Origin of the sequence: Sporolactobacillus spathodeae, assembly GCF_016908935.1 — a bacterium.
Taxonomy (GTDB): domain Bacteria; phylum Bacillota; class Bacilli; order Bacillales; family Sporolactobacillaceae; genus Sporolactobacillus; species Sporolactobacillus spathodeae.
The window spans coordinates 1-24,625 of the sequence record NZ_JAFBEV010000010.1 but is presented as its reverse complement, the minus strand read 5'-3'; the positions used below and the strand labels follow the sequence as shown (position 1 = coordinate 24,625).

Here is a 24,625-nt window from a genome sequence, read left to right as displayed (position 1 = left end):
CTTTGTTAAAGTATTCATCGTTCGCTTTTTAAGTTTAAAGAGCACACCTCTATTGTGTCTCAACATGAAAGATAGGGACATCAACGAGGCGTTTATTCGAGAAGTCGAATCATTTCATCGACGTCGTGCCATAAATAATCGGGATTGGCTGGATATTCGCTAGATTGCGCCATTTCCAGCCACTGAACAGCTGCCGTATGAATGCCGGCTGCTTGGCCTGCCATAACGTCCCAATTACTATCTCCAATATAAATCGTTGTTTCCGGATTGGCATGGAATTTTTCAATCGTTTTTATAATGCCCTCTGGATTTGGCTTGGGTTCAGCGACGTCATCACCCGTGACCACACTATCAAACAAATTTTCGAAACCTAGTGCTTTTTCAGACAAGGCATAGGCACGGCGGCTTTTCCCAGTAATTACGCCCGTCACAATGTCTCGTTTTCTTAATTCGCTCAATAAATTGTTAATCTGCGGATTTTGACCCACGTACTCTTGATGATCACGTGCATAGATAGTGTAGTAGAACTGGATGGCTTCATTAATTGCATGCTGATGTTGAAAATTATCGGCGATCATTCCGTCTTCTGTCGGACCAAACATTGCAATAATACCTGGACCGTCAAGAATTCGTTGGTCATATTTTTCGAAAACAGCCTGCATGCCGTGAATGGTCAGCGGCAATGTGTTCGCAAGTGTCCCATCAAAATCAAAAAGAACGGTTTCAAATTTCATCGCAGTTCCTCCAATTGTGAAAATGCTTTTTCAAAGATTTTATTACATCTCTAAGCAATAACCATCATTCGAAACATTAGTTTACATAAATTATTATATGTATATCTAGCAAACAAAATAAGCATTCACGCAAGTAAACACGCTCAATGTCTGAATAACCATTTTTGTTTTGTCAGTTTATCGAGCTGTTTTTGATTCACAGCAAATCCAATTCCGATTTTTTCTGGCAGATCAATCGAACCATTAACCACTTGAATTTCCGGTTCGATGATGTCCTCCTCCCAGTAGCGTGAGGAAGCGAATAAGTCACCAGGAAGTACGAACTCCGCTCGGGAAGCAAGTGCCAAATTATGTGCTTTAGCGATGCCAAATTCAATCATGCCTCCACACCAGAGAGGCAGCGACGCTGCGGCGCAAAGTTGTACCGCGCGGAGGGTTTCGTTCCAACCGCCAAGCCGTGCCATTTTGATCGCAGCGACCCGGCAACTGCCCAGCCGCAATGCAGCTTTCATATCGGCAGCACTGCATATGCTTTCGTCTAAACAAATCGGCGTTTGCATTTGTTTCTGAAGACAAGCGTGGTCGGCCAGATCATTCCATGCCAGCGGCTGTTCAATCATTAGCAATCCGTAATCATCGAGTGTCTTCAGATGCGGAATGTCGGCGAGTGAATAGGCAGAATTGGCATCTGCCATCAACGGCAATTCCGGATATTTTTGTCGGATAGCTGTGAGTAGCTGATGATCGTTTTCTTTTGATATTTTTATTTTATAGCGTTTGTAGCCGGCTTCAGAGTAAGCGGCGATTTGTTCGATCGCCTGTTCCGGATCAGTTGCAGCGATAACCGCACCGGCTAAAATGCTTTTTTTGTCGCCACCCACTAAATTTTGGATCGATTTCTTTTGCTGCTTGGCAATTAAATCCCAAACTGCTTGAATTAGCCCGGATTTTGCCATGTGATTCCCGCGCACTGGATCAAAAGCCCTATCGAGTTCTTCTAATTGAGCGATTGTGTGTTGGGACAGCAATGGAATTAAATCATTCGTCAAGATATTGAGACATGAATCGATGGTTTCTGGCGAGTACCAGGGACTCGAAAATGGATCGGCTTCACCATAGCCACATCGACCGTCTGAGTCGCGCACCTCGAGAATAATCGCTTCACGTTCCGTTACGGTCTGTAAATGCGTGGCAAACGATGCTTTTAGCGGTGCCGCAATCAGACGTACCGTGATCGAATCAATCCTCATGCGCTACCCGTCCTTTCAAAAATTGAAGGACAATCTCTGCAAAGCGCGAGTGGTTTTCAAGGTGGACATTATGTCCGCTTCCCTTAACAACGGACCATTCGGCATTTTTGAGAATCTGACGCATTCGCCGCGCAAGGCTGCAGAACTTTTCGTCTTTGCTGCCGGTGATTAATAAAACAGGTAGATCTAATTCAGGGAGGGCTTTCCACCAAGAGGGTTGAGCACCTGTCCCCATACCTCGCAGACTGCCAGCAAGACCCTCGGCATGATTCATCAGCCGTTCGTGCCGAAGTCGTTCGCAAACGAATTCCGGTAAATTCTTTTGCGAAGCAAAAAGAGGTATCGTCTCCCAAAAACGAGCAAAGGCTTCCACCCCTTTATCACTGATGAACTGAGCCAGCTTCTGATCATGCGCGCGACGGGCTTCTCGCTCCTCTTCACTTTCTAGCCCTGGTGAAGCACTTTCAAGAACAAGCGTCCGAATCCGTTCCGGATGCAGGCAAGCAAGGCTGAGCGCGGTCCGTCCACCCATTGAATAACCGAGCAAATCGGTTTTTTTGACATGGAGCGCATCAAGAATGGCGACTAAATCCGCTACTTGATGCTCCATTGAATAGCGTTTTGCCGTTTCCGGACAATCCGTCTGACCATGACCGAGCAAATCTATCCGAATCACTTGGTGAGTAGGCACGAAATCCGCAAGCAGAGGTGTCCAGCTGCAAACACTGCCAGTAAAACCGTGCAAGAGAACGATCGGACTGCCCGCGCCATCGCTGCAAACATGGTAAGCTACGCCATTAACTGTCACTATCAACGCGATTCACCCGCCAAAACCGTGCCAATCAATTGTTCGAGACGATCTGCAATCACGCGCCGTGCTACCACGTTTTCCGAACGCTGCGTTGGAATTTCAATTAGGGACAATCCGTGATGATCCGTAGCCTCTTCCATCGCCTCTTCGAGTTCATTGCGCGTCGCAGCCTTCCGGTAAAAAGCGCCGTAAAGCGCTGCACTGTGGGCAAATTGTAGACCATGGGGTGTGCCAAACAGAGTCTCAAAGTGTTTCGCTTCAGCTGCCTGAGGCAGGAAGGAAAAAATACCGCCGCCATCATTATTAATCAAAATGATGGTCAGATCAGCCTTCAGCTGCCGTGCGGCGAGCAGTCCGTTCATATCATGGAAAAAGCTGAGATCGCCAATCATTAAATAAGTTCCTGGATTGACTAGGCTAACGCCTACCGCGGTCGAAACGACACCATCAATACCATTTGCTCCGCGATTTGCTTGAATCGTTAATTGTTTTTGACCGCCGGCTAAAAAAGTATCCAGCATCCGTATCGGCATACTGTTACCTGCGAAGACAACTGATCGTTCGGGGAACAAATGCAGACAATCTATATATGCTGTTTCTTCAGTTAACGCTTCTGATTCCGTGACATCCTGCAAAACGCTTTGTGTCAAACGATTCAGTTTCTGCCAGAGTATTTGCCAAAAACCCGATTGTTTTTGATCCAATTTTTCACACAACTGCTCACAAAAAATCCGCTCATCACAATAAAACATTTGCGTCGCTCGCCCCGTTGGATCGCGCCATCCGCCGCCACTGTCTACAACCCAATATTCTGCCTTCTGTCTGTTCAGCCACTGCATCAACGATTTAGAGACAGGCATTGCGCCAAAACGAAGAATAAAATCTGCTTCCAGCAGTGAAACAGCCGTCTCATTTCGAAGAAACGTATCATAGCTTTCAATAATCAGATTGTGCGACCAATCGCCGCAACGCAATTGCGATAGTGGATCTGCCAGTATCGGGAAGCCCGTGGTCGCCGATAAAGAGACGACGGCTTTCAAATAATCTATGGAATCGGAGGGTCCGCAAACGATCACCCCGCGTTTTGCATGATTAAGTGAAGCAGCAGAGACGGTCATTTCCTTTTCCGAAAGTGTCCGAACGCCGCTGTGAATCAATGGCACAAGTGATTGCGTTCCCTGGGGTTCAGCCGTGAGGTCAGGCAAAAGCGGCTCCCGAAATGGAAAATTGAGGTGCACCGGTCCCTGCGGTTTATCGCAGGCTAGCTCAATCGCTCGTGCGGCGATCATCTGATTATATTGAATCAAATCGAGACTGCTTTCAGGAATTTGTAGCTGATAAAAACCTTTGACATGGATTCCATACAAATTTTCCTGGCCAATCGTCTGTGCGGCGCCGACATTTTGTAATTCGTACGGTCGATCTGCTGTGAGTACAACGAGCGGCACGCGGGACAGCTTGGCCTCAACAATAGCTGGATAATAATTAGCTGCCGCTGTTCCCGAAGTGCAGAGCAGCGCAACGGGTTTCCGCTGGGCTTTAGCGAGTCCAAGTGCAAGAAAACCAGCAGAACGTTCATCAACATCAATATATGTTGTGATTTCTTCGCGTTCCTGAAAGAGGAGCGCAAGAGGTGTCGAACGTGAGCCCGGACTAATCACCACTTCATGAACGTCGCAAAGTACCATTGCGTCGATCCAGGCATTTAAATAGCGCGTGATTTGCTGCTGATGATTCATCATTCATTCTCTCCCGGCAAAACGTCCAAAATCGGACGAAACTTTAAAGCTGTTTCCGTAAATTCACTATCCGGATTCGATCCTTCAATAACCCCACAGCCAGCATATAAAACGGCGCGACAACCAGCAAAAAGAGCCGATCGGATGCCGACGACAAATTCACCGTTTCCATCACAATCGCACCAGCCAATGGGCGCACCATAAAAGCCTCTGTCGATCGCTTCATTTGTACGAAGCCAATTCAACGCATCCGCTTGCGGCAAACCGCCAAGTGCAGGTGTTGGATGAAGCGTCTGTAGCAAATCAAAAATCGATACGGAAGGATCGGCGACAGCATGAACCGGTGTATATAGGTGCTGTATATTTTTATTTTTTAAAATTTGTGGTTGATCCGGCCAGTCAACCGTTTGTGCGAATTTCCGCAATTCACTGGTAATCATCGTGACCACATAATGATGCTCCTTGCAGTTTTTCGGATCCGCAAGAAGCGCAGCCGCCAATCTCATGTCTGCCTCCTTCGTGTCGCCGCGCGGCGCTGATCCAGCTACACAAGCCGTTTCAATTGTGGCCCCTTGTTTTTTTATCAATCGCTCAGGAGTCGCACCAAGGAATGCCCCTTCAGGAGTTTCCAAACAAAATAGATAGCTACCTTTTTGACGGTCGGCTAATCGTTTAAGCAGTAATGCCAGATCGGGCTTTTCGACCAAGTCTGCCTGCAGCGTCCGTGCCAGAACAATTTTTCTTAAATCAGAATGATGCATCTGCACGATCGCCTTGGTCACAAGTTCCCGCCAGGACTCACGGTCTTGCAACGGAAAAATTGATGACCGCTTCTCGGTTTCAAATGAGGAAATAGGTTTTGCCAACCGAAAACGTTCCTCTTCCCGAGAAAATTGAGCAACCAATTGTTCCAACGGCACCCCCGGTCGACAAATCATCGAATGGGTTAGAATGACCTGCTGATTCTGCACGCGCAAAAACCATGCCGGTAAATAAAAAAGTGCGTCAGCGAAAGGGGCCCAAAGCGACGAATGTGCGGCTTCTGGATCAAAAGAAAAACCACCAACGAGCATCGGTTTTCCCGTCTCAGCACCTGGTTGCGCACGCAAAACGAGCCGTTCCGCTGCCTGCTGCCAATCCCGTTTCACGCGATCAAACCGCTGGTTGCCGGTTGCCGAAAAAGTGCAGGCCGCGCCCAAACCGGCAATCATCATCTCTTCGTTGCCGAAAATAAACCTTTTTCCACTAGAAAGCGAACTGCCCTTCGCAAAAAAAGAAAATGGGTCTTCTGTTTCCATTATTTCTGCAAAACTAAATAAAACAGGCGCATGAACAGCTTTAGCTTGTTTTGCTGCCTCTGTTAATCCATCTAATTTAACTGTTTTACAAACATTTATCACATTCATCACCAAATTGATTCTACTAAATATTATCGTTCGTTTGCGTCTTTTTTAAGATAAAGCTTTATTCTGTATTCTGTCAATTTATGTTGCTTTTTAAAGTATTCCGTAAGAAATTGTAACCAACATGTCGAAGCGTATGTTTGATGCGATATTCATAAAGTTCTTTTAAAAGTTCGCTGACAAACTCAGACGAGAGAAGCTCATGCCTTCGCTTTTTTCGGCAGCTACAGCATTTGAAAAAAGTTAGACGGAAACAACAAACTAACTTATACTAGTGAGCAGAATATCAAACCATTTGGCGTTGTCAAGATAATCCGTTTGTTCAAGTCGCCACGCGTATCTACCCAAAGAACGCGTCTCAAAACCTGATCACTCTTTTTTCTCACAGCAAGCGGATGGCAAAAGATTGGGGAGCTAAGTCACGGTGTTTAAACAATCCAATGAATTCCAACAAATTTTCTTTTTTTCATGCGGTGTCTATTTCGTGTTTAGTTTTGGGGTATACGCACTTACACAACAGTTCGTCCACGTAATGATGATTTGGAACCTTTTTCTGGCTGTGCTGCCGCTTCTTTTTGCCTACTTGTATTGCAGAAGCAGCGAGAAGAAACAAGTAATGATGGCAAGAATCTTCGGGCTTCTCTGGCTCTGCTTTTTTCCTAATTCTCCCTATTTAATAACTGATTTTATTCATCTTCAAGGGATTACTTTTATCTATGCTATACCGAGCGTTTACTCACCTGTCTCCTATTCAACCGCGCTGCTTGCTTGGATGAGTCTTATCCAGATTGGTATTGCTGTGATCGCCGGAATCGGTACTGGAATGCTTTCTTTTGCCTTAATCGAACAACAGATTTTGCAGACATGGGGTCGGACAACGGCACTGATGACAAATGTCATGTTCTGTCTGATCAGCGGTTACTCGGTATATGTTGGACGTTTCCTGCGTCTTAACTCGTGGGACATCCTCAAACCGCTTAGCCTACTTCATAAACTATCGATGAGTATTAATCGCTTCACAGTTGAATTTTCGCTGCTTTTTGCCTTTTTTATTTTTATGGTATACGGCCTGTTTGCTTTGCTCCTTAGTAATCAATCGTTCAATAAGCGAACGGGTCTTCATTTCCATAAATAATTTTTTCAGAAAAACGCTATGAAGCCAAGTCCTTTTGTTACACATGCACGCCGCTCGCTCGCTTGTCACAGGCGATCCGCGAGCTTCCTCAGACATGCTAAAATCTGCACGACCCGTCTTGCAAGCTATTTCCACAGGCTTCTCGCACAACGCATTTTCCGACCCAACCATATTTTAAAAATCGTTCTTGATTTTCTCTCTTTCTCAAATAAAGCATAGGTACAATGGACACAAATTCCTGGAGTTGCGCGATGATAATGGCCATGTTCCGACGCACGAATAAAAACGCCCCTGAACTTGATTCGAAAAACCACATTAAATAAAATATAGCTTTCTTTGTAAAAGCCTTAGTGAAACCGGGGTCTTTTTACATGAGAATTTGCATGCGGCTTAAGCATCAAGTTTCTCTTAAAACACGTTTCAGCACCAACCGTTTAATCTTTAAATTGATTCCGATACATCGCTGAATAAAGACCATTCCGACGCATCAATTCTTCATGTGTCCCCCGTTCAGCAATTTGGCCGTTTTCCAAAACAAGGATACAGTCTGCCGATCGAATCGTTGCTAATCGATGAGCGATAATAACGCTGGTTCGCCCTTTCAATAAACGATGTAAGGCATTCTGGACAGCAATTTCTGTCAGTGAATCGACATGGCTGGTCGCCTCATCCATTATCAGAATACGCGGATCTTTCAAGAGCGCCCGAGCAATCGTCAGTAATTGCTTTTGCCCCTCGCTCAGTTCCTGCCCATTTTCAATGAGTGTTGTGTCATAACCCGCAGGCAGCTTTTCAATAAATGCATCACATCCTGCAGCTTTCGCCGCACGAATAGCATCGGATCGTGATGCTTCCGAATTTCCGTAACAAATATTTTCCAAAAACGTCCCTCTGAATAGATAGGGCTCCTGCAATACCATACCGAATAGGTTGCGATACTCAGTCCGCTTAAAGTTGGAAATAGGTGAACCATCAAGCAGAATCTGTCCCTCATTCACTTCATAGAATCGTGTCAAAAGATTAATAATTGTCGTTTTTCCTGCACCTGTCGGACCGACCAATGCAATCTGCTGCCCCGGTAAAATATTAAAACTAACCTTTTTAAGGATCATCCGATCAGCTTGATAACCGAAGCTGACTGAATTAAAGCTCAGATGGCCCCTGTAATTTTGAATTGGAATCGCACGATTCGCGTCAGGCACTTCTTCCTGCTGATCGAGAATTTCAAAAACCCGCTCAGCTCCAGCAATGGCCGACAATAATGTGTTAAAGATGCTGGCGACATCGTTAAGTGGCCGCGTGAATTGGCGCGAATAGGTTAAAAAACTTGCAATCATGCCAACCGTTATCTGATGGCGCAGCGCGAGATAGCCGCCAACCGTCGCAACAGCGGCAAATCCAAGATTATTAATCACATTCATTAGCGGCATTAAGTAACCCGACCAAACTTGAGCTTTGGCGCCGACATCAGTCAGCCGGGCATTTGTCTCTACGAATCGTTGTATTTCTTCATCTTCATGGTTGAATGCTTTTACGAGATCAATCCCTGCAATCGACTCCTCTATCCGGCTGTTTAACTCGCCAAGCTGCTTTTGCTGTTGGCTAAAGAAACGAGAGGTGCGTGGAGCAATCAGACGTGTCAGAAGAAAAACCATTGGCGCCGTAATCAGACTTGCAGCCGTCAGAATGGGATTAAATTCCAACATTAAAACGAGTGTTCCACCAATCATCAAACAATCGTTCATTAACTGAACGGTTGACTGTGCCAGTGTCACATCTATATTTTCGATATCATTGGTCAACCGGCTCATGGTATCGCCGTGTGGCTGACTGTCAAAAAAACGCAGTGGCAACTTCTGTAATTTGTTGAAAAGATCCTTTCTTAGGCGTATCACTATTTTCTGTCCAGCAGCAGCCATCACCCACCCTTGCATGAAAGTAAGCAAAGCATCCAATAGATAAAAGGCAGCAAGAACAAGCAAAATTTCGATCAACAACCTAAAGCGGACGTGATGAACTTCTGTACTGATTTGATTAATACCAAGACCAATCAAATAGGGAATTAATAGTGTAACCGCACAATCTACGATTATTAGAAAAAACACGAAAAGCAGGGAACCCTTTATTGGCCGGAAAAGCGTCAAAAGACGTTTTAAAGTAACGCGCAGTTTCTTTGGTTTCTCTGTAGGGGCAAAGCGGGCTGCGCCACGCGGTCCGCCGCGTCTGACGGGCTGCTGGCGGCGTGCCAACGCTGTAAGCGGATTCTTGCGCTCAGCCATGGCATTCACCTCCTACTGGCGACTGTGCCTCGCAAATGGTTTTATAGTAGGGAGAGCTGCAAATTAATTGATGATGTGTTCCAACTGCTTCAATTTTCCCCTCATCTAAGATAATTATTTGATCCGCCTCACGCAATGCAGCCACGCGTTGCGTAATCATCAAAATTGTAACTTTTTTCCCCATGGATTTGAGATTCCGTCGAATTTTTTTGTCCGTCAATGCGTCAACTGCACTGGTTGCTTCGTCCAGAATCAGTAGCTCTGGATTTCTAATCAAAGCTCTAGCTAGCGAAAGACGCTGTTTTTGACCCCCGGATAAATTAATGCCGCCTTGACCAATCTGAGATTGATAGCCTAACGGCGTTCTTCTAATAAATGGATCCGCTTCGGCGAGTTCTGCTGCGCGCTTAACTTCCGCATCGCTCGCGCCGGGCTTCCCCCAACAAATGTTTTCCCTTATCGTGCCGGAAAAAAGCCGAGGTGCTTGAGGCACAATTGCGATTCGCTGACGCAAAATGTCCACTGAGAAAGAATCAATCCGGCGTCCATCAAACAGAATAGAACCTGAGTCAACGTCATAGAAACGTAGAATTAGCCGGGTTAACGTCGTTTTACCCGAAGCAACTGAACCACTGATACCGATCATTTGACCGGATTCAACACGAAATGAAATGTCCTGTAATTGCCAATTATTAACCGTTTCAGGATAATGGAAAAACACATCTTGGAACTCAAGCGTTCCCTCATCTTCCATCGCAGCGAACGGTTTGTGAATCAACTTTTTTGGCTGACTGCAGCGCATAATCGCATTAATCCGTTCAGTAGAGGCTTTGGCGCGAACAAACAAATTAAAGGCGTTATTGACGATCATGATCGCAAACAGAATCTGCATCAGATAGTTTGTAAAAGCGATAACTGTACCCACTTGCATTGTACCATCATCTACACCGATTGCTCCGAACCAGAGAATCGCGAGAATCCCTGCATTCACAGACAGTGTGACAAGTGGCCCAAAGAAATTCCCAACCCTAGCCGCTGAAACAGACAGTTGGCCTAAATTTTGGCTATCGACCGCGAAACGTTTCACCTCTTCCCGGGAACGATTAAATATTTTAACAACGCGGACGCCTCGCAAATAGTCTTGAAGCCTTAAATTTAATTGATCAAGCGCTTGCTGAACCTTCATGTAAAAGGGGGCGCTAAGTTTCACGTTTAAGAGAATCCAGCAAGCAATCACAGGGATGATCGCAAGCAGAATAAGCGAAAGCCTGGGATTCAGACGCACAGCCATTATTAGGCTACCAATGCCGATTAACGGTGCTTTCATCATCACCCGCATCGTCCCATTCGCAAAGGTCTGTACACGGGTCACATCGTTGGTCAGACGGGTCATCAACGTTGCCCTGCCGAAATGATCAATTGTCGCAATTGGAAAATGATGAATGCTGCGATAAAGATCCTCACGTAAGTCTTTCGCAAAGTTTTGCGAGACGTGGACCGACAAAATATTTCGCATACAGGCAGACAGCGCACCACCGAGTGTAATTAGTAGCATCCACAGTCCATAGTGTATCAGGAGCGATACGCTTCTCTCTTTGACCCCGCGATCAATAATTTGCGCCATCAACGCCGGTTGGGCTAAATCCGCCATCGCTTCTAATGCCAGGAAAAGAAGCGCGAGAAAAAATAAGCGACGGTATTTCCGCCAATAGGGTTGTAAAAAATGCATCAAATCCCTCTTTTCCGCGTTGTATTCCAATACGATTAAACATTTCCTACTTCTTTGCGGATTGACGCAATTGATGGCTAAGCAAAGCCATCTCAAGACAATAGCGGCGCTGTGGCGACGTAAAATCATCTCCGAGAATGAGGCTGATTTTATCTAGACGATTATAGAGGGTCTGCCGATGAATATAGAGCTGTTTGGCTGTATCGCCTTTTGAGCCGCGACAGCGAAAAAAAACAGCAAGCGTATGTGCTAAATCCAGATGATGCTTTTCATCGTAATCAATCAGACCGCCCAAATGATCGGCGATAAAATGATCCAAAAAATCCTGCGGGACAGCTTTCAATAATTGATAAATGCCGATATCATCGTAAAAATATAGTTTTTTTGTATCAGGCATAGCCTGCGCGACTTCAATCACTTGATAAGCCTCTTTAAAGCTTAACCATGATTCGACCAGACTGTTCCTTATTTTCCCGAACCCAACATGATAAACCAGCCCGTCAAAGCTTTGATCAACGAACCGTTGCAGACCGTCAATCAACGCATGCATATGCTTGCGAAGCGCTTCTTCCGCGGACTCCGCGCGTTTTTCTTTAGCGCAGAGCAGATAAAATTGATTATTTTTCATCATCAATAAATGATGCATTTGAAATTTCTTCAGCAAGGAACGAAGCAGCACAGAAATATCTTGATTGACTGTTTCCATCCGTTCCGGCCCAGTAGCCAGAACATTATGCTCAAATTCGATAATACCACTGAGAAAATTATAGTTGTGCTGACCAGGAGAGGGCAATCCCATCCGCATTTGCGCCTGATCTTCGCTATCGATTTGCTGACTGAGGATGTCTTGAATCAGCTGATTCTGACTGCGCATTATTTTCTCCTCAAGGAACTGTGTACGCAGCAATATGGTTGCTACAGCTTTGGCTGTGTAATCGAGGAGCAACGTCATATATTCGGTTGGATGCGGCTGCTGCGTGATAACGCCTATATAGGAAAAGATTTGTCCAAAACAAATCACGGGTTCAACAAATAGAAATTCCCGCTCACCAATTGACGCAAGCCTCGTCTCTTGGGCCTGCTCGCCTGCCATGAGCAGATCTTGTAATTTTTTAGTCAGTTTCTCTGATAAATCCTGACCAACCTCCGGATAATAAAGCGTGCCACTAACTGTCGAATGATAGACGACGTGCATCTCCGTGTATGTATGTAATAGACGTAGAACTGGCAGAATATCCGAAGTCTGCAGAATCAATTGCTGCTGCTTCTGCGAATAAGCTTCGAGTCGCTTGAGCAAATCAAAATGACGGTTAATAATAAATGAGTGAATATCCTGCGTGATTTCTTCAAATCGTACCGGCTGGCGGAATAAAATCAGGGGAAAATCATAAGCATCACACATTGCGATCATTTCTTCAGGTATCTCATCAATGGTCGTTCCAAATTCAATGCAGAGTCCTGACGTCTTATGTTCGATGATTTGACGCATAAATTCCATTTCAGACTGTAGTGATTGCTTCAACCATAACCCGGTTGTCAGTATCAGATCGTTTTCACTGACGTAAGGCGCCGCATGCGTAATTTCAAGAATATGAACCCAGCGTACCTCTCGAAAACAGCCGTTTTGACCGGCGATCAATTGAGCTCGCGCAAAAAGCGGCCGCTTCAGCACATCTTTCACGCAAAAAGACATTTCGTCAGCCAATCATCTTCCCTCCATTCGCCCGTTATGTGATATTACATATCACGTTACATTTTATAACATAGATAGAAAATGTCACTTTTTCTGTTAAATAATTAGACAAAATGTAAGATGCAAATCTTGTATTAAATTCGTATGATTTAACTATAGAATAACACAATGTTTCAAAGATTTGAGCAAAGCTGCGCTTTGTATCTCTTACACTTTTCATTAATAGGAGGAATTAAATTGATTATTGGCATCCCGAAAGAATTGAAGAACAACGAACGCCGCGTCGCTATTACCCCAGCTGGAACCTATCATTTGGCGAAAGACGGCAACAAAGTGCTTGTCGAAACCAATGCCGGCACAGGCGCCGGTTTCTCCGATCAGGAATATGCAGATGCAGGTGCTCAAATCGTTACTGCTGCTGAAGCTTGGGCCGCAGATATGGTTATCAAAGTTAAAGAACCAGAGCCGGAAGAATATCACTTTTTCCATGAGGGATTGATTCTCTTCACTTACCTACATTTAGCTCCGGCTGTCGGCGCTGAATTGACCAAAGCTTTGGTTGACAATAAAGTCGTCTCAATTGCCTATGAAACGGTCCAACGCGCTGATCGTGTACTTCCACTACTGCAGCCTATGAGCGAGGTAGCGGGCCGCATGGCTGTGCAAATTGGCGCACAATACCTTGAAAAATTCAGTGATGGCGAGGGTAAAGGCATCCTGCTCGGCGGTGTACCTGGTGTTTCCCGTGGTAAAGTTGTCATTGTCGGCGGCGGCATTGTCGGCACAAATGCGGCTAAGATTGCTGTTGGTCTCGGCGCCGATGTCACAATTCTTGACATTAGTGCAGATCGTTTGCGTGATCTCGATGATATTTTCGGCACATCGGTCAACACGGTTATGTCCAATCCATATAACCTTGCCGAAACAGTTAAAGATGCTGATTTAGTTGTCGGCTGCGTACTCATTCCGGGTGCTAAAGCACCAAAACTTGTCACTGAAGACATGGTTGCCACAATGCCGAAGAACTCGGTCATCGTCGATGTCGCGATTGACCAAGGCGGTGTCGTTGAAACTTCTGACCACAGCACAACACACGATGATCCGATCTACATCAAACACGGGGTCATCCATTACGCTGTAGCTAATATGCCTGGCGCTGTTCCGAGAACATCCACACTCGCACTTACCAACGTCACAATTCCTTACGCTGCAAAAATCGCAGCCAAAGGTTATATCAATGCTTGTCTCGAAGACGAAGCGCTTCTCAAAGGTCTGAATACCTTGGATGGTTATGTGACATTTAAAGCCGTTGCCGACGCTCATGGCTATGCTTTCAAAGATGCGCATGAACTTCTTGCCGAAACGGCTCACGCCTAACTGTCTCTCCTTCGCCTATAAATTAAGATAAACTTAGCTTTGCCAAGTCCTTTTTGTAACAATGCGCTTCGGTTGCTCGCTTGCCGCGGGCGCACCGCGAGCCTCCTCGAACAGACTAGAATCTGCGGGGTCTCGCCGGCAACCTGTTCCCGCAGGCGTCTCGCACCTACGCTGCATTTTTTGCACAAAATTTATACTATGTTATCTTAAAACAAATCCCCTATCCAATCGACAGGGGATTTGTTTGTTCCAAGTCAAACAAATTATTTAGTTAACATAATTTTAATTATGTTTTATTGAAGCAAATCGATTTTTACATCTTATTCGAAACCCAAAACTCTTTTTATCCGAAATGGTGAACGCAAAAATATGGTACCGGCTTGTTTGTTAGTCATCGATACCGCTCAGCCACAATTGAAAGCTAGCGTCCGATGGCATCCGCCAGTCACCACGCGGCGAAAGGCTGACCGTTCCCACTTTCGGCCCATCAGGAATCGCTGAACGCTTAAATTGCTGCGTAAAGAAACGGCGGAGAAATAATTGAAGCCATTTTTTAATCGTTGTTTCGTCATATTCTTCTTTAAATGCCTGCTTGGCTAGAAAAAGAATCCGATCCGGCGTAAAAGAGCTGCGGACAAAATAATAGAGAAAAAAGTCATGTAGGGCATAAGGACCGACAATATCCTCTGTTTTCTGCACGATCTCACCAGTTGCGCTTTTCGGTAAAAGTTCAGGCGAAACAGGCGTATCAAGAATATCAAGCAGGATCGTTGCTGTTTCTTTTTCCATTTCGCCTTCAGCAACATAGCGGACAAGATAGCGGACAAGCGTCTTCGGAACAGAACAATTGACCGCGTACATCGACATATGATCGCCGTTATACGTGCTCCAGCCAAGTGCGAGTTCGGATAAATCACCGGTTCCGATTACAAGACCGCCCTCTTTATTGGCGACATCCATAAGAATCTGCGTTCGCTCACGCGCCTGAACATTTTCATAAGTGACATCATGGTTCGCCGGATCATGGCCAATATCTTTGAAATGCTGCAGACAAGCGGCAACAATGTTCACTTCGCGGAAATCGGTGCCAAGGCGTTTGCACAATTCAACTGCGTTACGATACGTTCGATCGGTCGTCCCAAAACCAGGCAGAGTAATTGTGATAATATCCTGACGCGGCCAATTCAGCAAATCATAGGTTTTTGCAACGACTAGAAGCGCCAGCGTGGAATCCAATCCTCCGGAGATCCCAACAACAGCTCGTTTTAAACCCGTATGTTCCAGACGCTTGGCTAACGCGGCCGTCTGGATATTGAAGATTTCCGCGCAACGTTTGGCCCGGTCTGCAAGATTAGAAGGAACAAACGGGTACTTGTCCACCAGTCGATCAAATAATCCGAATTTCTCATCCTGCAGCGCAAATGCGATGATTCGCGGTTGAAACGGCAATGCATAGCGTCCGTCACGGAAACTAATATTTTTGGTCCGCTGATAATCCAGACGGTCTTTGTCAATCAAGGCGGTCATGACTTCATTTTGACGCTGGAAGCGTTTGTTATCCGCTAACATTGTGCCATTTTCGGCAATCAGCAGTTCGCCGCCGAATACAACATCTGTTGTTGATTCTCCCGTTCCCGCACCAGCATAAACATATGCACCCATACATTTCGCACTTTGCATTTTGACCAATGACCGACGGTAGTCTGATTTGCTGACAACTTCGTTCGACGCGCTCAGGTTACCGATAATCGTCGCTCCGCCAAGACTGAGATAGCTGCTCGGCGGCACAACACTCCATAGATCTTCGCAGATTTCAATGCCCAGAACAAAACTGGAAGTCTCAAACAACAGATCAATACCAAAGGGGACGGACGATTGAAACGGCAAATCAAGGGTTTCCCCGATAATCGATCGTCCAGAAGTAAACCAGCGGTGTTCGTAAAATTCCTCATAATTGGGGATATAGATTTTCGGCACAATGCCGAGAATGCGCCCGTCAAATACAATACAGGCACAATTATAAACTTCGGCCCGAATCCGAAGGGGCAGACCTGCCGCAATGACAATATCTTTGCCTTTTGAATAGTGGCATAATGCTTCCATACCCCGTTCTGCTTCATCAAGCAACTTCTTTTGAAGAAAGAGATCAGCACATGTGTATCCGGTCAAACAAAGTTCCGGAAAGATGATGAGTTTGGCCTCCTTCTTTATGGATTGATCGATACAATCCTTGATTTGTTGCAAATTATACGTGATGTCAGCCACACGGACCTTGGGACAAGCCGTAGCGACGCGGACAAAATTTTGCTGAGCCATTGTTTTCAACCTCCGAATTAGAAGAACTTGGAAAACCATTAATTACTCTTATAATTATTTTTATCCTTCATTCCTTTGAAATCTTATCCATTCTTAAGCCATATAAAAAAATAAAAATCCACCGATGCGTGTTGGTGAAACTTCGTAATTATTATGTATCGTTCGCAAAAAAGGCCTCCCCGATTCCAGAGAGACTGCTTCAGTCATCGGTACCTGACTTTGGCGAACCGAGACTTCCTGTCAAATTACTTTCATACTAAATCGGTGTTCAGACTTTGTCAATATTTGCTAAAGTGCGGTTTCATCGTCAATCAGCTTTTCCAATATCGCCTGACGCCGCATAATTCTCGCTCATAAATGGTTCCCGGCAAGGCATTGATGCGGATCCTACTGCCAGGTGTTGGTGAATGGATCATCTGCTGATGACCCACATAAATGCCGACATGATGCACCTTTCCCTTACCATTTTCATAGGCAAAAAAAAGCAAGTCGCCAGGTAGCATTTCCTCACGGCTTACGACGCTACCGCTAGTAAATTGATCGCAGGCATCTCTTGGGATCAAATAACCGCTCGCGCGATAAATCGTATAGCAAAAGCCGGAACAATCGAATCCATAAGCACTCATGCCGCCCCACAAATAGGGTAGGCCAAGAAAACGATTGGCCTGTTGGACAATAGATAAACCATCAGACGGTTGAGTTTTCCTTTGGAGAAAGAGACAATCATTATGGAGAAGGGTTCCCCTGCCAAGAGGCGTTGACACGGTAAGGTGATCCGAATATTCTGCAACCAGTTCCAGCAGCGTTGCATAGCTCAATTCAATCACTGCATTGTTTGACAAGGTCAAGGTGGCAAAGGGCTGGAAAATCACCACAGATTCGCTTTCCTTCGAGCCGTCAAGGTCGATTTCTAGCTGGACTGTCGGAATCCATCCGCTGTAGCCGGTACGGGACTTGCTTGTGCTTTGTGAGGGAATCGAAACTTTTGCCCATTCTCGATCAAATGCTTCGATGTTTAAAGGATCACCGAACAAAACCTGTGTCTGAATTCTTTTCTCCGCGCAGAGCGCAATGGTCTCTTCTCGTGTCATCTTGGCTAACCATTCACGATAATTTGGCAACGCCGTAATAGCCGGGGCATCAACTTTTCGAGGACTTTCCGGTAAAGACCAGACAGTAGCGACAGGTACACGAACCCTAGCTGCCCGATTTGGCGGCATCACACGACTCCCTTTCCTGATTAATCAAAGATCACTTTTTGGATACCAAGGCCCGGGTCCGAAGAGAGCAAGATCTGATCTTTTTCGTAGCGTATGCCGCTGATCACCGGATCAGAACGAAACATCAAGGCCGCATCCAAATCGCAGCGGGTTACATTGGGGAGCGCTGCTGCGAAATGAATCGCCGCACTCAGCGACACACTTGATTCGATCATACAGCCGATCATACAGTTCACACCGAAGCTTTCAGCAAGCGCATTAATCTTCAGTGCTTCGTCGATCCCTCCCGTTTTCATCAATTTAATATTGATGATATCGCAGCCATGGATAGCAAGAAGTTTTGCTGCATCTTGGACACTAAAAACACTCTCGTCAGCCATGATTGGAGTCAAAACGCTTTGTGTGACCCGCTTCATACCTTCAAAATCCCATGCAGGAAGCGGCTGTTCAACCAGTTCGATGGCCAAGCCATCAGCCTCCATTTGGCGGATGGCAGCGATAGCTTCTTTTTCCGACCATGATTGATTGGCGTCCAGTCGCAGCTTCACCGATTCACCCACCGCTTGCCGAATAATAGAAACCCGCTCAATATCCTCAGCAATACTGCCGCCGCCCACTTTGATTTTCAACGTGTCAAAACCTTCGCGAATATATTGTTTGGCATCGGCGATCATTTCCTCCGGTGCGTTGACGCTTACGGTGAGATCCGTTTTCAATTGGTTTGAATAACCGCCAAGAAGCTGATAAAGCGGTAGATTCGCTTTTTTCGCCAAGCAATCATAAATAGCCATATTGACGGCGGCGCAGGCACTCGTATTATGTCGAACCACCCCATCAATTTTACGCGCGATACGTGCCTTTTGACGGATATCTTCGCCGATAAGTTGTGGGCCAATAATATTCAGAACAGCTTCCTCAATACTCGAAAGCGATTCTCCTGTGATTACCGGTGTCGCTGCTGCTCCCCCGAACCCTGTCGTTCCATCGTCACAATGAATAAGGACAATCACACTTTCTGCGGCGGTTACGGTACGTATAGCTGTCTTAAATGTTTTTTTCAGCGGTGTCATTAATCTTTTTGTTTCTATTGCCACTATCTTCATTTGACTCATCCTCTCCCGTATCTATCAACAGACACCGGGCTGAATCCATAATTGTTTTCTGTCTGCGTCGAGTAGTGCCTCAGTTCCAAGGGGCACTGCAAAATGCGGTTGGCAATGTCCAATCATCAGCCCTTTGAGTACCGGCTTATGAAGATTACCTAGATAATGTTCAAAAATCGGATCAAAATTGCCTGCCTCATCATCTAGCGCTTTATCATATTTAAAGTTGCCGATCACAAAACCAGCGGCTTGTGCCAATTTTCCAGCCAGTCGTAATTGATTAAGCATACTGTCCACGCGGTACGGCGCTTCATCGACATCCTCAATCAGAAGTAGCTTTCGCCGTGTATCAATCTCAAAAGAAGTGCCCAGACTGCTAACAAGTAATGAAAGATTACCGCCGACCAGATATCCGCTTGCCGAACCTGGGGAGAGAATCGTCAAAGGTCCGATCGATTCATCATAGCGCAATGAAATTGGCTGAAAGAGCTGCGAAAACAATTGTTTAGAGAGCATCGGTACATCGTCTTCAGCCATATCCGAGGCAAGCATCGGTCCGTGAAAGGTAACCAGTCCGGTTTCTTGGCGGATGGCTGTATGCAAATAGGTGATGTCACTGTATCCCCAGAAGATTTTCGGATGCGCGCCAATTAGTGAAAAATCGATCTTATCAACAAATCTGGCACTGCCGTATCCACCGCGCGCGCAAACAATAGCTTTGACTTCGTTATCGGCAAACATCGTATGGACATCTTCAAGACGTGCCTCATCCGTACCTGCAAGATAGGCCGCCCGATCAAAAATGTGACGGCCTAATCGTATTTGAAAGCCAAGACTCTTCAACCAATCTGCGGCGCGCGTCGTTTTTTCCGGATCTGCGGGTCCCGCTGGACTAATCACGCCGATTGTATCCCCTTCATTCAAATGTTCCGGAAAGATCATCTGTTCTTCCCTCCTTTTAGGATAAAGATCGTTTTTCTCTAACCTTCAAAAACAGAAAAAGCGCAAAAGCTGGATTCATCACTTTATGCATGAATGACGTCTTTTTATCTAAAAATAAGGACGAAACGCCAACAAAATGAGTAACACCTTTATATGACCCAATTTTCCGCAAATGTGATTGGAGTGAGCACCAATGCCTCGACGAATAAAAGCTTATCACTCTTGTTTGGGAATAGCACAGCTGTACGATCGAAATCCTTTTGTTGTCGCATGGTGGTCGGCAGCTTTTCCCGGCTTCGGACATATGCTTCTGAATATGCATCTTCGGGGAAATCTTTTCTTTCTTTTTGAAATATTAATCAACGTCAATGCCAAACTGAATCTTGCCATGGTCTATACCTTTTGTGGAAAATTCGAATCTGCCAAAAACGTAATAGATACACGTTGGATATTGCTCTATATCCCTTTTTATTTTTTTTGCATCTGGGACAGTTATCGTTCGGCGATTGACATGAATAAATTAAATGATTTGGCTAAAGATGAGAAATTGACTGTGCAAGCAATGGTGATCAAAAACTGCGATATCTGTTTCTTGGATAAACGGAATCCACTCATCGCCGCAATTTATTCTCTTTTTATGCCTGGCTTAGGCCAAATTTACACGAAACGAACCATTCCCGCAATTGCGCTGCTAATCTGGACCCTGGTCATCAGTTATTTTTCGAAAGATCTTGAAGCCGTAGAACGACTTGTCAGCGGGGATATCATCGGAGCAACGCGCATTGTTGATGGGGAATGGCTCCTCTTTTTCCCATCACTGATTTTCGGGGCTTCTTACGATGCTCTTGCTTCGACAGTTGAACAGAATCATATTTTTACATTGGAGCAGAAACAATATCTATGGAATGAATGGCAGCCTGCTCATTTTTACATCAACCTGCCAATAAGAAAAGAGGAATAACCATGATGCAAATACTCGCTTTATTCGAACATTCGCTCTCTATTGAAATTGTTTTATCCGCTTTGATGCAAAAAGATATCAATAAAAACTACATTGGCGTTTTTCCGCTTGATCAACCGCCCCATTCAACGAAACGCTCCATTGATGACGTTCAACGCCGTATGGATTTAGGGTTTATCCTAGCGACGGCTGCAGGCGCCATCGGTGCAAGTATCGGCTTTAATCTCAATCTTGGTCCAATCATCTGGGGAATAGCCACATCAGTCGGCGGCTTTCTATCGGGTTACCTTATTAATGTAATACTGGGAAAGAGAAAAAAGAAGACTGAGCCGCAAATTATTCTTGTTGTGCATTGTCCAAAATCAAAGACTGAGGAAATCTGCCACCTATTATGGGACTACCAATCCATAGGGTTAACCCTCACAGAATGTGAAGTGCATCCGCTTCATTAATCGACTCATCTGCTTCGCGCAGTGCTTTCTGGCACGACTTACAGTAACCATAAATTTCAAATTTATGACCAGTCACAAGAAATTCCGGATCAAGCCGCGAAAGATCCTGCATCGGGCAGACTTCAATAGTTTTGGTTCGTCCACAGCGCAGACAGATTAAATGATGATGATGGTGCTCGGAACAATGAAACTGGAAAATTTTTTCACCGTCTAATTCTGTTTCCTCCAAAATTGATAAATCTCTAAACAATGATAAATTACGATAGATTGTATCGAAACTAATCCCAGGATAGGCTTCGCGGAGTGCGAACTGGATATCTTTTGCCGAGAGATAGCCGCCTTTTTTATCGAACAGATCAAGAATGTCTTCGCGCTTATCCGTATGCTTATACCCTTTTGCTTTAAGAACAATCAGTGCTTCGTCTTTATTCACCTTGAACGCCTCTTTATTCGCTATTCCTGTTTTTCCGTTCCGTTGATCTTACATACAGAATAACAATTTTTCAAGTAAATGAACAGTTAACAGGATCAAAGCGAGTCGTGATAACTAAAAATCTATAAAAAAAGAATGCCTCAAGCTCGAAAGGATTGGCTTGAGGACATTCTCAAAAAAGTGGGTTGGATCGACTTACCAAAGTAGACCAATGGCTAGTATGGCCACAATTGCAGCAAATGCAATGGGAAAACCCCATCCGCTCCAACCCCAGGCAAATAATCCCGGGCTGTTGTACGGTGTCGTGTTGCTCTGAAGATAGGCGTGGTGTTCATCAATGTGTGTCAATAGACCTCTGTGTACAGATCCATCGGCACAGCGTATCTCGACGTATTGATTGATCAAACGACCACATTGTTCCGGAATCGACTGTTGATACACGGTATCCCCTCCCGCTTGAATGGATTCATTCTATTTTATGATCCATTGCCAAGCCGTTCAGCGGCGTGTGTACACGTTAAAATGCTGATTTTATTCGGAACGACCGTGACGCGCGTGGTCAATCGCCTGTCCCAAAAGATTCATGACATGCTCATCTGCTTCCGCGTAGTAAACCGTTTTCCCCTCACGTCGTCCTTTGACCAAATTGATGTTTTTTAAAAAGCTGAGTTGGTGTGACACAGCGGATTGTTGCATTTCAAGCCGCTCAGCAATTTCTGAAACCGATCGGTCGCCTTGCGATAATAGATAAAGAATGCGTATTCGCGTCGGATGGGACAATGCTTTGAAGATCTGCGCGACAGCAGCCAGAATCTCCTCATTTAAATCTGCCATTCTCTTCCTCCTGATCTACGTCAACTTTCCTCAAGTACTTTTTCAGACCACGCCTCAATGTCCCAGACTTTATCAACCCAGTCTTGATAAAAATCCGCTTCGTGACTGACTACGATCACCGTGCCCGAATAATCATGCAACGCCTTGCTGAGCGCTTCTTTCGCCTCGACATCAAGATGATTGGTCGGTTCATCAAAGATCAGCACATTGCTGGGTAGCAGCATCAAGCGACCAATCCGAACTTTCGTTTCTTCACCGCCACTCAGCGTCCGCATTGGCTGGCGCATGTGTTCCGCAAAAACGCCGCATTGTGCCAAATGCTGGCGTAACACCCGTTCCGGAATGGTCGGAAATTGAGCCATCATCCATTCGAGCGCTGATAAATCAGGAGGTGCCGACAATTGGGCAAAATAGCCAGGCTCAACGCGGTCACCTCGAACAATGTCTCCCGAGAACGGCGCCAGTTCACCCAGCAGGGTACGCAGAAAAGTTGTTTTGCCAATTCCATTATGACCGACAAGCGCCAGTTTTTCACCACGAATGATTTGTCGTTCAATTGGCGGTAAAAGTGGTTGATCATAACCGACGACCAAGTTTTCCGCTGAAAAAAGGATACGGACCGGCTGCCTGCTGACCTGAAAATGAAAATGCGGTTTTTGCGCAGAAGCCGGTGGATCAATGCGTTCAATTCTGTTTAGCATCTTTTCACGGCTTTTTGCCTGCTTGGCCGTAGCCGTTCGCACTTTATTCTTCTGAATATAAGTTTCAAGTTTTTTAATTTCACGCTGCTGCTGACGAAATGCTACAGCCTGCTGTTCTTGCCTTGTTTCATGCTGTTTCAAAAAAGACTGATAATTACCAACGTAGCGCACCAGCTGATGATTCTCCAGATGATAAACAATTTGCGAAATTTGGTTTAAAAATTCTATATCATGGGATACGACAAGATAAGCATGTTGATAATGCTGCAAATAACCGACGAGCCAGTCAATGTGCGCCGTATCCAGATAGTTGGTTGGTTCGTCCAGTAGCAGCATCTCCGGCTGCGCAAGTAATAACTTTCCTAGGCTAAGTTTTGTCAACTGACCGCCGCTCATCTGCCCCGTTTTTGTATCCATGCCGAGCGCTGACAAGCCCAGCCCGTCAGCCAACTCGCTGATTCGCGCATCGATTGTATAGAAATCATGTGTCATTAATAAATCCTGCAGTTTGCCGTATTCATCAATGAGCGACGGATCGGCATCGGCACGCTGCATCGCTTCTGCAAGCCGGATCATTTTCTCTTCAGCGTCAAATAATTTTTGAAACGCACCTTTCAGTACGTCATAAATTGTTTTATCCGTGCCAAAATGAAGATGTTGTTCGATCACACCGGCTTTAAGACCCTGGCGCTTTTCGAGCGTTCCTTCATCGGGCAACAACTTGCCAGTGATCAGTTTTAAAAAAGTTGATTTTCCTGCGCCATTTGGTCCCACAAGCGCGATATGTTCCCCTTCAACAAGGCGAAAATTCATCTGACGGAAAATCAGCTTATCACCATAAGAAAAATTCAAATCTTTTGCTTCAATAAGTAACACGTCTATTCCCCTTTTTATTGCCAACAATCACCGCGCTGTCAAACACAAAGAATTGTTAGAAATATGAGTCTCCGCCAAGTATTTTTTGTGACTATGCACTTCGGCTGATCGTTTTTCCCGCTGGCGTTTCACACATTGCCTTTAGCCAAAAAACAACATTAATTTTAAACATAGCTTTCTTTAAAAAAATAGCGAAGCCAAGTCTTGTAGAAGATGGCTGAGTCTTAGTCTGTCTTATCCTTCATTCCTCTGGAATCGATGCCTTCTAACGTGCAAAAAAAAACCGAGCCCGAAGCTCTGTCTCTTTTCCGCACATTCTCCTGACATAAAGCGCAATAACCGTTGAAGCAGAAGCGCTCAAATAATTGCATGCAGCTATTGATTCGGATCGATGGACCGGTTAATCCAAGCTGATCATACCTGTTCAGAACCTTTCAAACTGCAAACAACTACTGAATTGTTTCATGCGCCACTTCTCTTCTTATATTTGATACCTAGTGTAGCCTACAAATAAGCAAAAATCAAATTAGATCTTTTTCACCGTATGTGTCAAGGTTTTCTCGGAAGCCTTTACTAGGGAAGGACTTCTTAGTTCTTAATTTGTACACCTTAGGTATTAAATCATTTTCAAGCAAGC

20 protein-coding genes are annotated in these 24,625 nt (G+C 45.2%); 4 read left to right on the top strand and 16 right to left on the bottom strand.

Annotation, left to right across the window (positions count from 1 at the left end):
• Positions 1-92 precede the first annotated feature (92 nt).
• From JOC27_RS06735 to JOC27_RS06715, 5 genes are all read right to left on the bottom strand, one after another.
• Positions 93-734 (bottom strand): HAD family hydrolase, encoded by a 642-nt coding sequence (locus tag JOC27_RS06735; protein WP_205006296.1) that lies wholly within the window; start codon positions 732-734, stop codon positions 93-95.
• A gap of 143 nt (positions 735-877) precedes the next feature.
• On the bottom strand, positions 878-1,984 hold the full coding sequence (menC, locus tag JOC27_RS06730) for an o-succinylbenzoate synthase (protein ID WP_205006294.1): 1,107 nt from the start codon (positions 1,982-1,984) through the stop codon (positions 878-880).
• Positions 1,974-2,798 (bottom strand): 2-succinyl-6-hydroxy-2,4-cyclohexadiene-1-carboxylate synthase, encoded by an 825-nt coding sequence (gene menH / locus JOC27_RS06725; protein WP_205006292.1) that lies wholly within the window; start codon positions 2,796-2,798, stop codon positions 1,974-1,976. Before menH ends, menC begins: the two co-directional genes overlap by 11 nt.
• Positions 2,795-4,537 (bottom strand): 2-succinyl-5-enolpyruvyl-6-hydroxy-3-cyclohexene-1-carboxylic-acid synthase, encoded by a 1,743-nt coding sequence (gene menD, locus JOC27_RS06720; protein ID WP_239529978.1) that lies wholly within the window; start codon positions 4,535-4,537, stop codon positions 2,795-2,797. The genes menH and menD overlap by 4 nt, the downstream gene beginning before the upstream one ends.
• Entirely contained in the window at positions 4,534-5,940 is a 1,407-nt protein-coding gene (locus tag JOC27_RS06715; protein WP_205006290.1) for an isochorismate synthase, read from the bottom strand. Before JOC27_RS06715 ends, menD begins: the two co-directional genes overlap by 4 nt.
• A 421-nt stretch (positions 5,941-6,361) precedes the next feature.
• Here JOC27_RS06715 and JOC27_RS06710 point away from each other — a divergent pair, with 421 nt between their 5' ends.
• Positions 6,362-7,072 (top strand): DUF1361 domain-containing protein, encoded by a 711-nt coding sequence (locus JOC27_RS06710; RefSeq protein ID WP_205006288.1) that lies wholly within the window; start codon positions 6,362-6,364, stop codon positions 7,070-7,072.
• A gap of 434 nt (positions 7,073-7,506) precedes the next feature.
• Here the strand turns inward: JOC27_RS06710 and JOC27_RS06705 are convergent, their stop codons facing one another.
• Genes JOC27_RS06705 through JOC27_RS06695 form a run of 3 tightly spaced genes read right to left on the bottom strand, consistent with a single transcriptional unit; the run spans position 7,507 to position 12,785 of the window.
• Positions 7,507-9,351 (bottom strand): ABC transporter ATP-binding protein, encoded by a 1,845-nt coding sequence (locus JOC27_RS06705; RefSeq protein WP_205006286.1) that lies wholly within the window; start codon positions 9,349-9,351, stop codon positions 7,507-7,509.
• Positions 9,344-11,080 (bottom strand): ABC transporter ATP-binding protein, encoded by a 1,737-nt coding sequence (locus JOC27_RS06700; RefSeq protein WP_205006284.1) that lies wholly within the window; start codon positions 11,078-11,080, stop codon positions 9,344-9,346. The genes JOC27_RS06705 and JOC27_RS06700 overlap by 8 nt, the downstream gene beginning before the upstream one ends.
• A gap of 46 nt (positions 11,081-11,126) precedes the next feature.
• Positions 11,127-12,785 carry a PucR family transcriptional regulator gene (locus tag JOC27_RS06695; protein ID WP_205006282.1) on the bottom strand — a complete coding sequence of 553 codons (1,659 nt, stop codon included), beginning with the start codon at positions 12,783-12,785 and terminating at the stop codon, positions 11,127-11,129.
• Positions 12,786-13,010: 225 nt separating this feature from the next.
• Here JOC27_RS06695 and ald point away from each other — a divergent pair, with 225 nt between their 5' ends.
• Positions 13,011-14,150 carry an alanine dehydrogenase gene (gene ald, locus JOC27_RS06690; protein WP_205006279.1) on the top strand — a complete coding sequence of 380 codons (1,140 nt, stop codon included), beginning with the start codon at positions 13,011-13,013 and terminating at the stop codon, positions 14,148-14,150.
• Between the two features lie 387 nt (positions 14,151-14,537).
• Here ald and JOC27_RS06685 read toward each other — a convergent pair whose 3' ends face one another.
• The 4 genes from JOC27_RS06685 to JOC27_RS06670 all read right to left on the bottom strand — a co-directional run bounded on the left by JOC27_RS06685 (position 14,538) and on the right by JOC27_RS06670 (position 19,731).
• Positions 14,538-16,466: an NAD(+) synthase gene (locus JOC27_RS06685; protein WP_205006277.1), complete on the bottom strand. Its 1,929-nt coding sequence runs from the start codon at positions 16,464-16,466 to the stop codon at positions 14,538-14,540.
• 311 nt (positions 16,467-16,777) lie between these two features.
• On the bottom strand, positions 16,778-17,686 hold the full coding sequence (locus JOC27_RS06680) for a C40 family peptidase (protein ID WP_205006275.1): 909 nt from the start codon (positions 17,684-17,686) through the stop codon (positions 16,778-16,780).
• Positions 17,687-17,706: 20 nt separating this feature from the next.
• Complete coding sequence (locus JOC27_RS06675) at positions 17,707-18,789, bottom strand: mandelate racemase/muconate lactonizing enzyme family protein (protein WP_205006273.1); 1,083 nt, start codon at positions 18,787-18,789, stop codon at positions 17,707-17,709.
• Positions 18,790-18,813: 24 nt separating this feature from the next.
• Positions 18,814-19,731, bottom strand: a complete 918-nt coding sequence (locus JOC27_RS06670) for a S66 peptidase family protein (RefSeq protein WP_205006271.1) — start codon at positions 19,729-19,731, stop codon at positions 18,814-18,816.
• A gap of 193 nt (positions 19,732-19,924) precedes the next feature.
• Here JOC27_RS06670 and JOC27_RS06665 point away from each other — a divergent pair, with 193 nt between their 5' ends.
• Both JOC27_RS06665 and JOC27_RS06660 read left to right on the top strand, forming a co-directional pair.
• Positions 19,925-20,692: a hypothetical protein gene (locus JOC27_RS06665; RefSeq protein WP_205006269.1), complete on the top strand. Its 768-nt coding sequence runs from the start codon at positions 19,925-19,927 to the stop codon at positions 20,690-20,692.
• Positions 20,693-20,694: 2 nt separating this feature from the next.
• Positions 20,695-21,144 carry a hypothetical protein gene (locus tag JOC27_RS06660; RefSeq protein ID WP_205006268.1) on the top strand — a complete coding sequence of 150 codons (450 nt, stop codon included), beginning with the start codon at positions 20,695-20,697 and terminating at the stop codon, positions 21,142-21,144.
• On the opposite strand, the gene JOC27_RS06655 is transcribed toward JOC27_RS06660, so the two are convergent.
• The 4 genes from JOC27_RS06655 to JOC27_RS06640 all read right to left on the bottom strand — a co-directional run bounded on the left by JOC27_RS06655 (position 21,113) and on the right by JOC27_RS06640 (position 23,988).
• Positions 21,113-21,577, bottom strand: a complete 465-nt coding sequence (locus JOC27_RS06655) for a transcriptional repressor (RefSeq protein ID WP_205006266.1) — start codon at positions 21,575-21,577, stop codon at positions 21,113-21,115. The genes JOC27_RS06660 and JOC27_RS06655 overlap by 32 nt on opposite strands.
• A 195-nt stretch (positions 21,578-21,772) precedes the next feature.
• Positions 21,773-22,018, bottom strand: coding sequence for a hypothetical protein (locus tag JOC27_RS06650; protein WP_205006264.1), 246 nt, complete (start codon positions 22,016-22,018; stop codon positions 21,773-21,775).
• Between the two features lie 90 nt (positions 22,019-22,108).
• Positions 22,109-22,411 carry an ArsR/SmtB family transcription factor gene (locus JOC27_RS06645; protein WP_205006262.1) on the bottom strand — a complete coding sequence of 101 codons (303 nt, stop codon included), beginning with the start codon at positions 22,409-22,411 and terminating at the stop codon, positions 22,109-22,111.
• A 20-nt stretch (positions 22,412-22,431) separates the two neighbouring features.
• On the bottom strand, positions 22,432-23,988 hold the full coding sequence (locus JOC27_RS06640) for an ABC-F family ATP-binding cassette domain-containing protein (protein WP_338062781.1): 1,557 nt from the start codon (positions 23,986-23,988) through the stop codon (positions 22,432-22,434).
• Positions 23,989-24,625 lie beyond the last annotated feature (637 nt).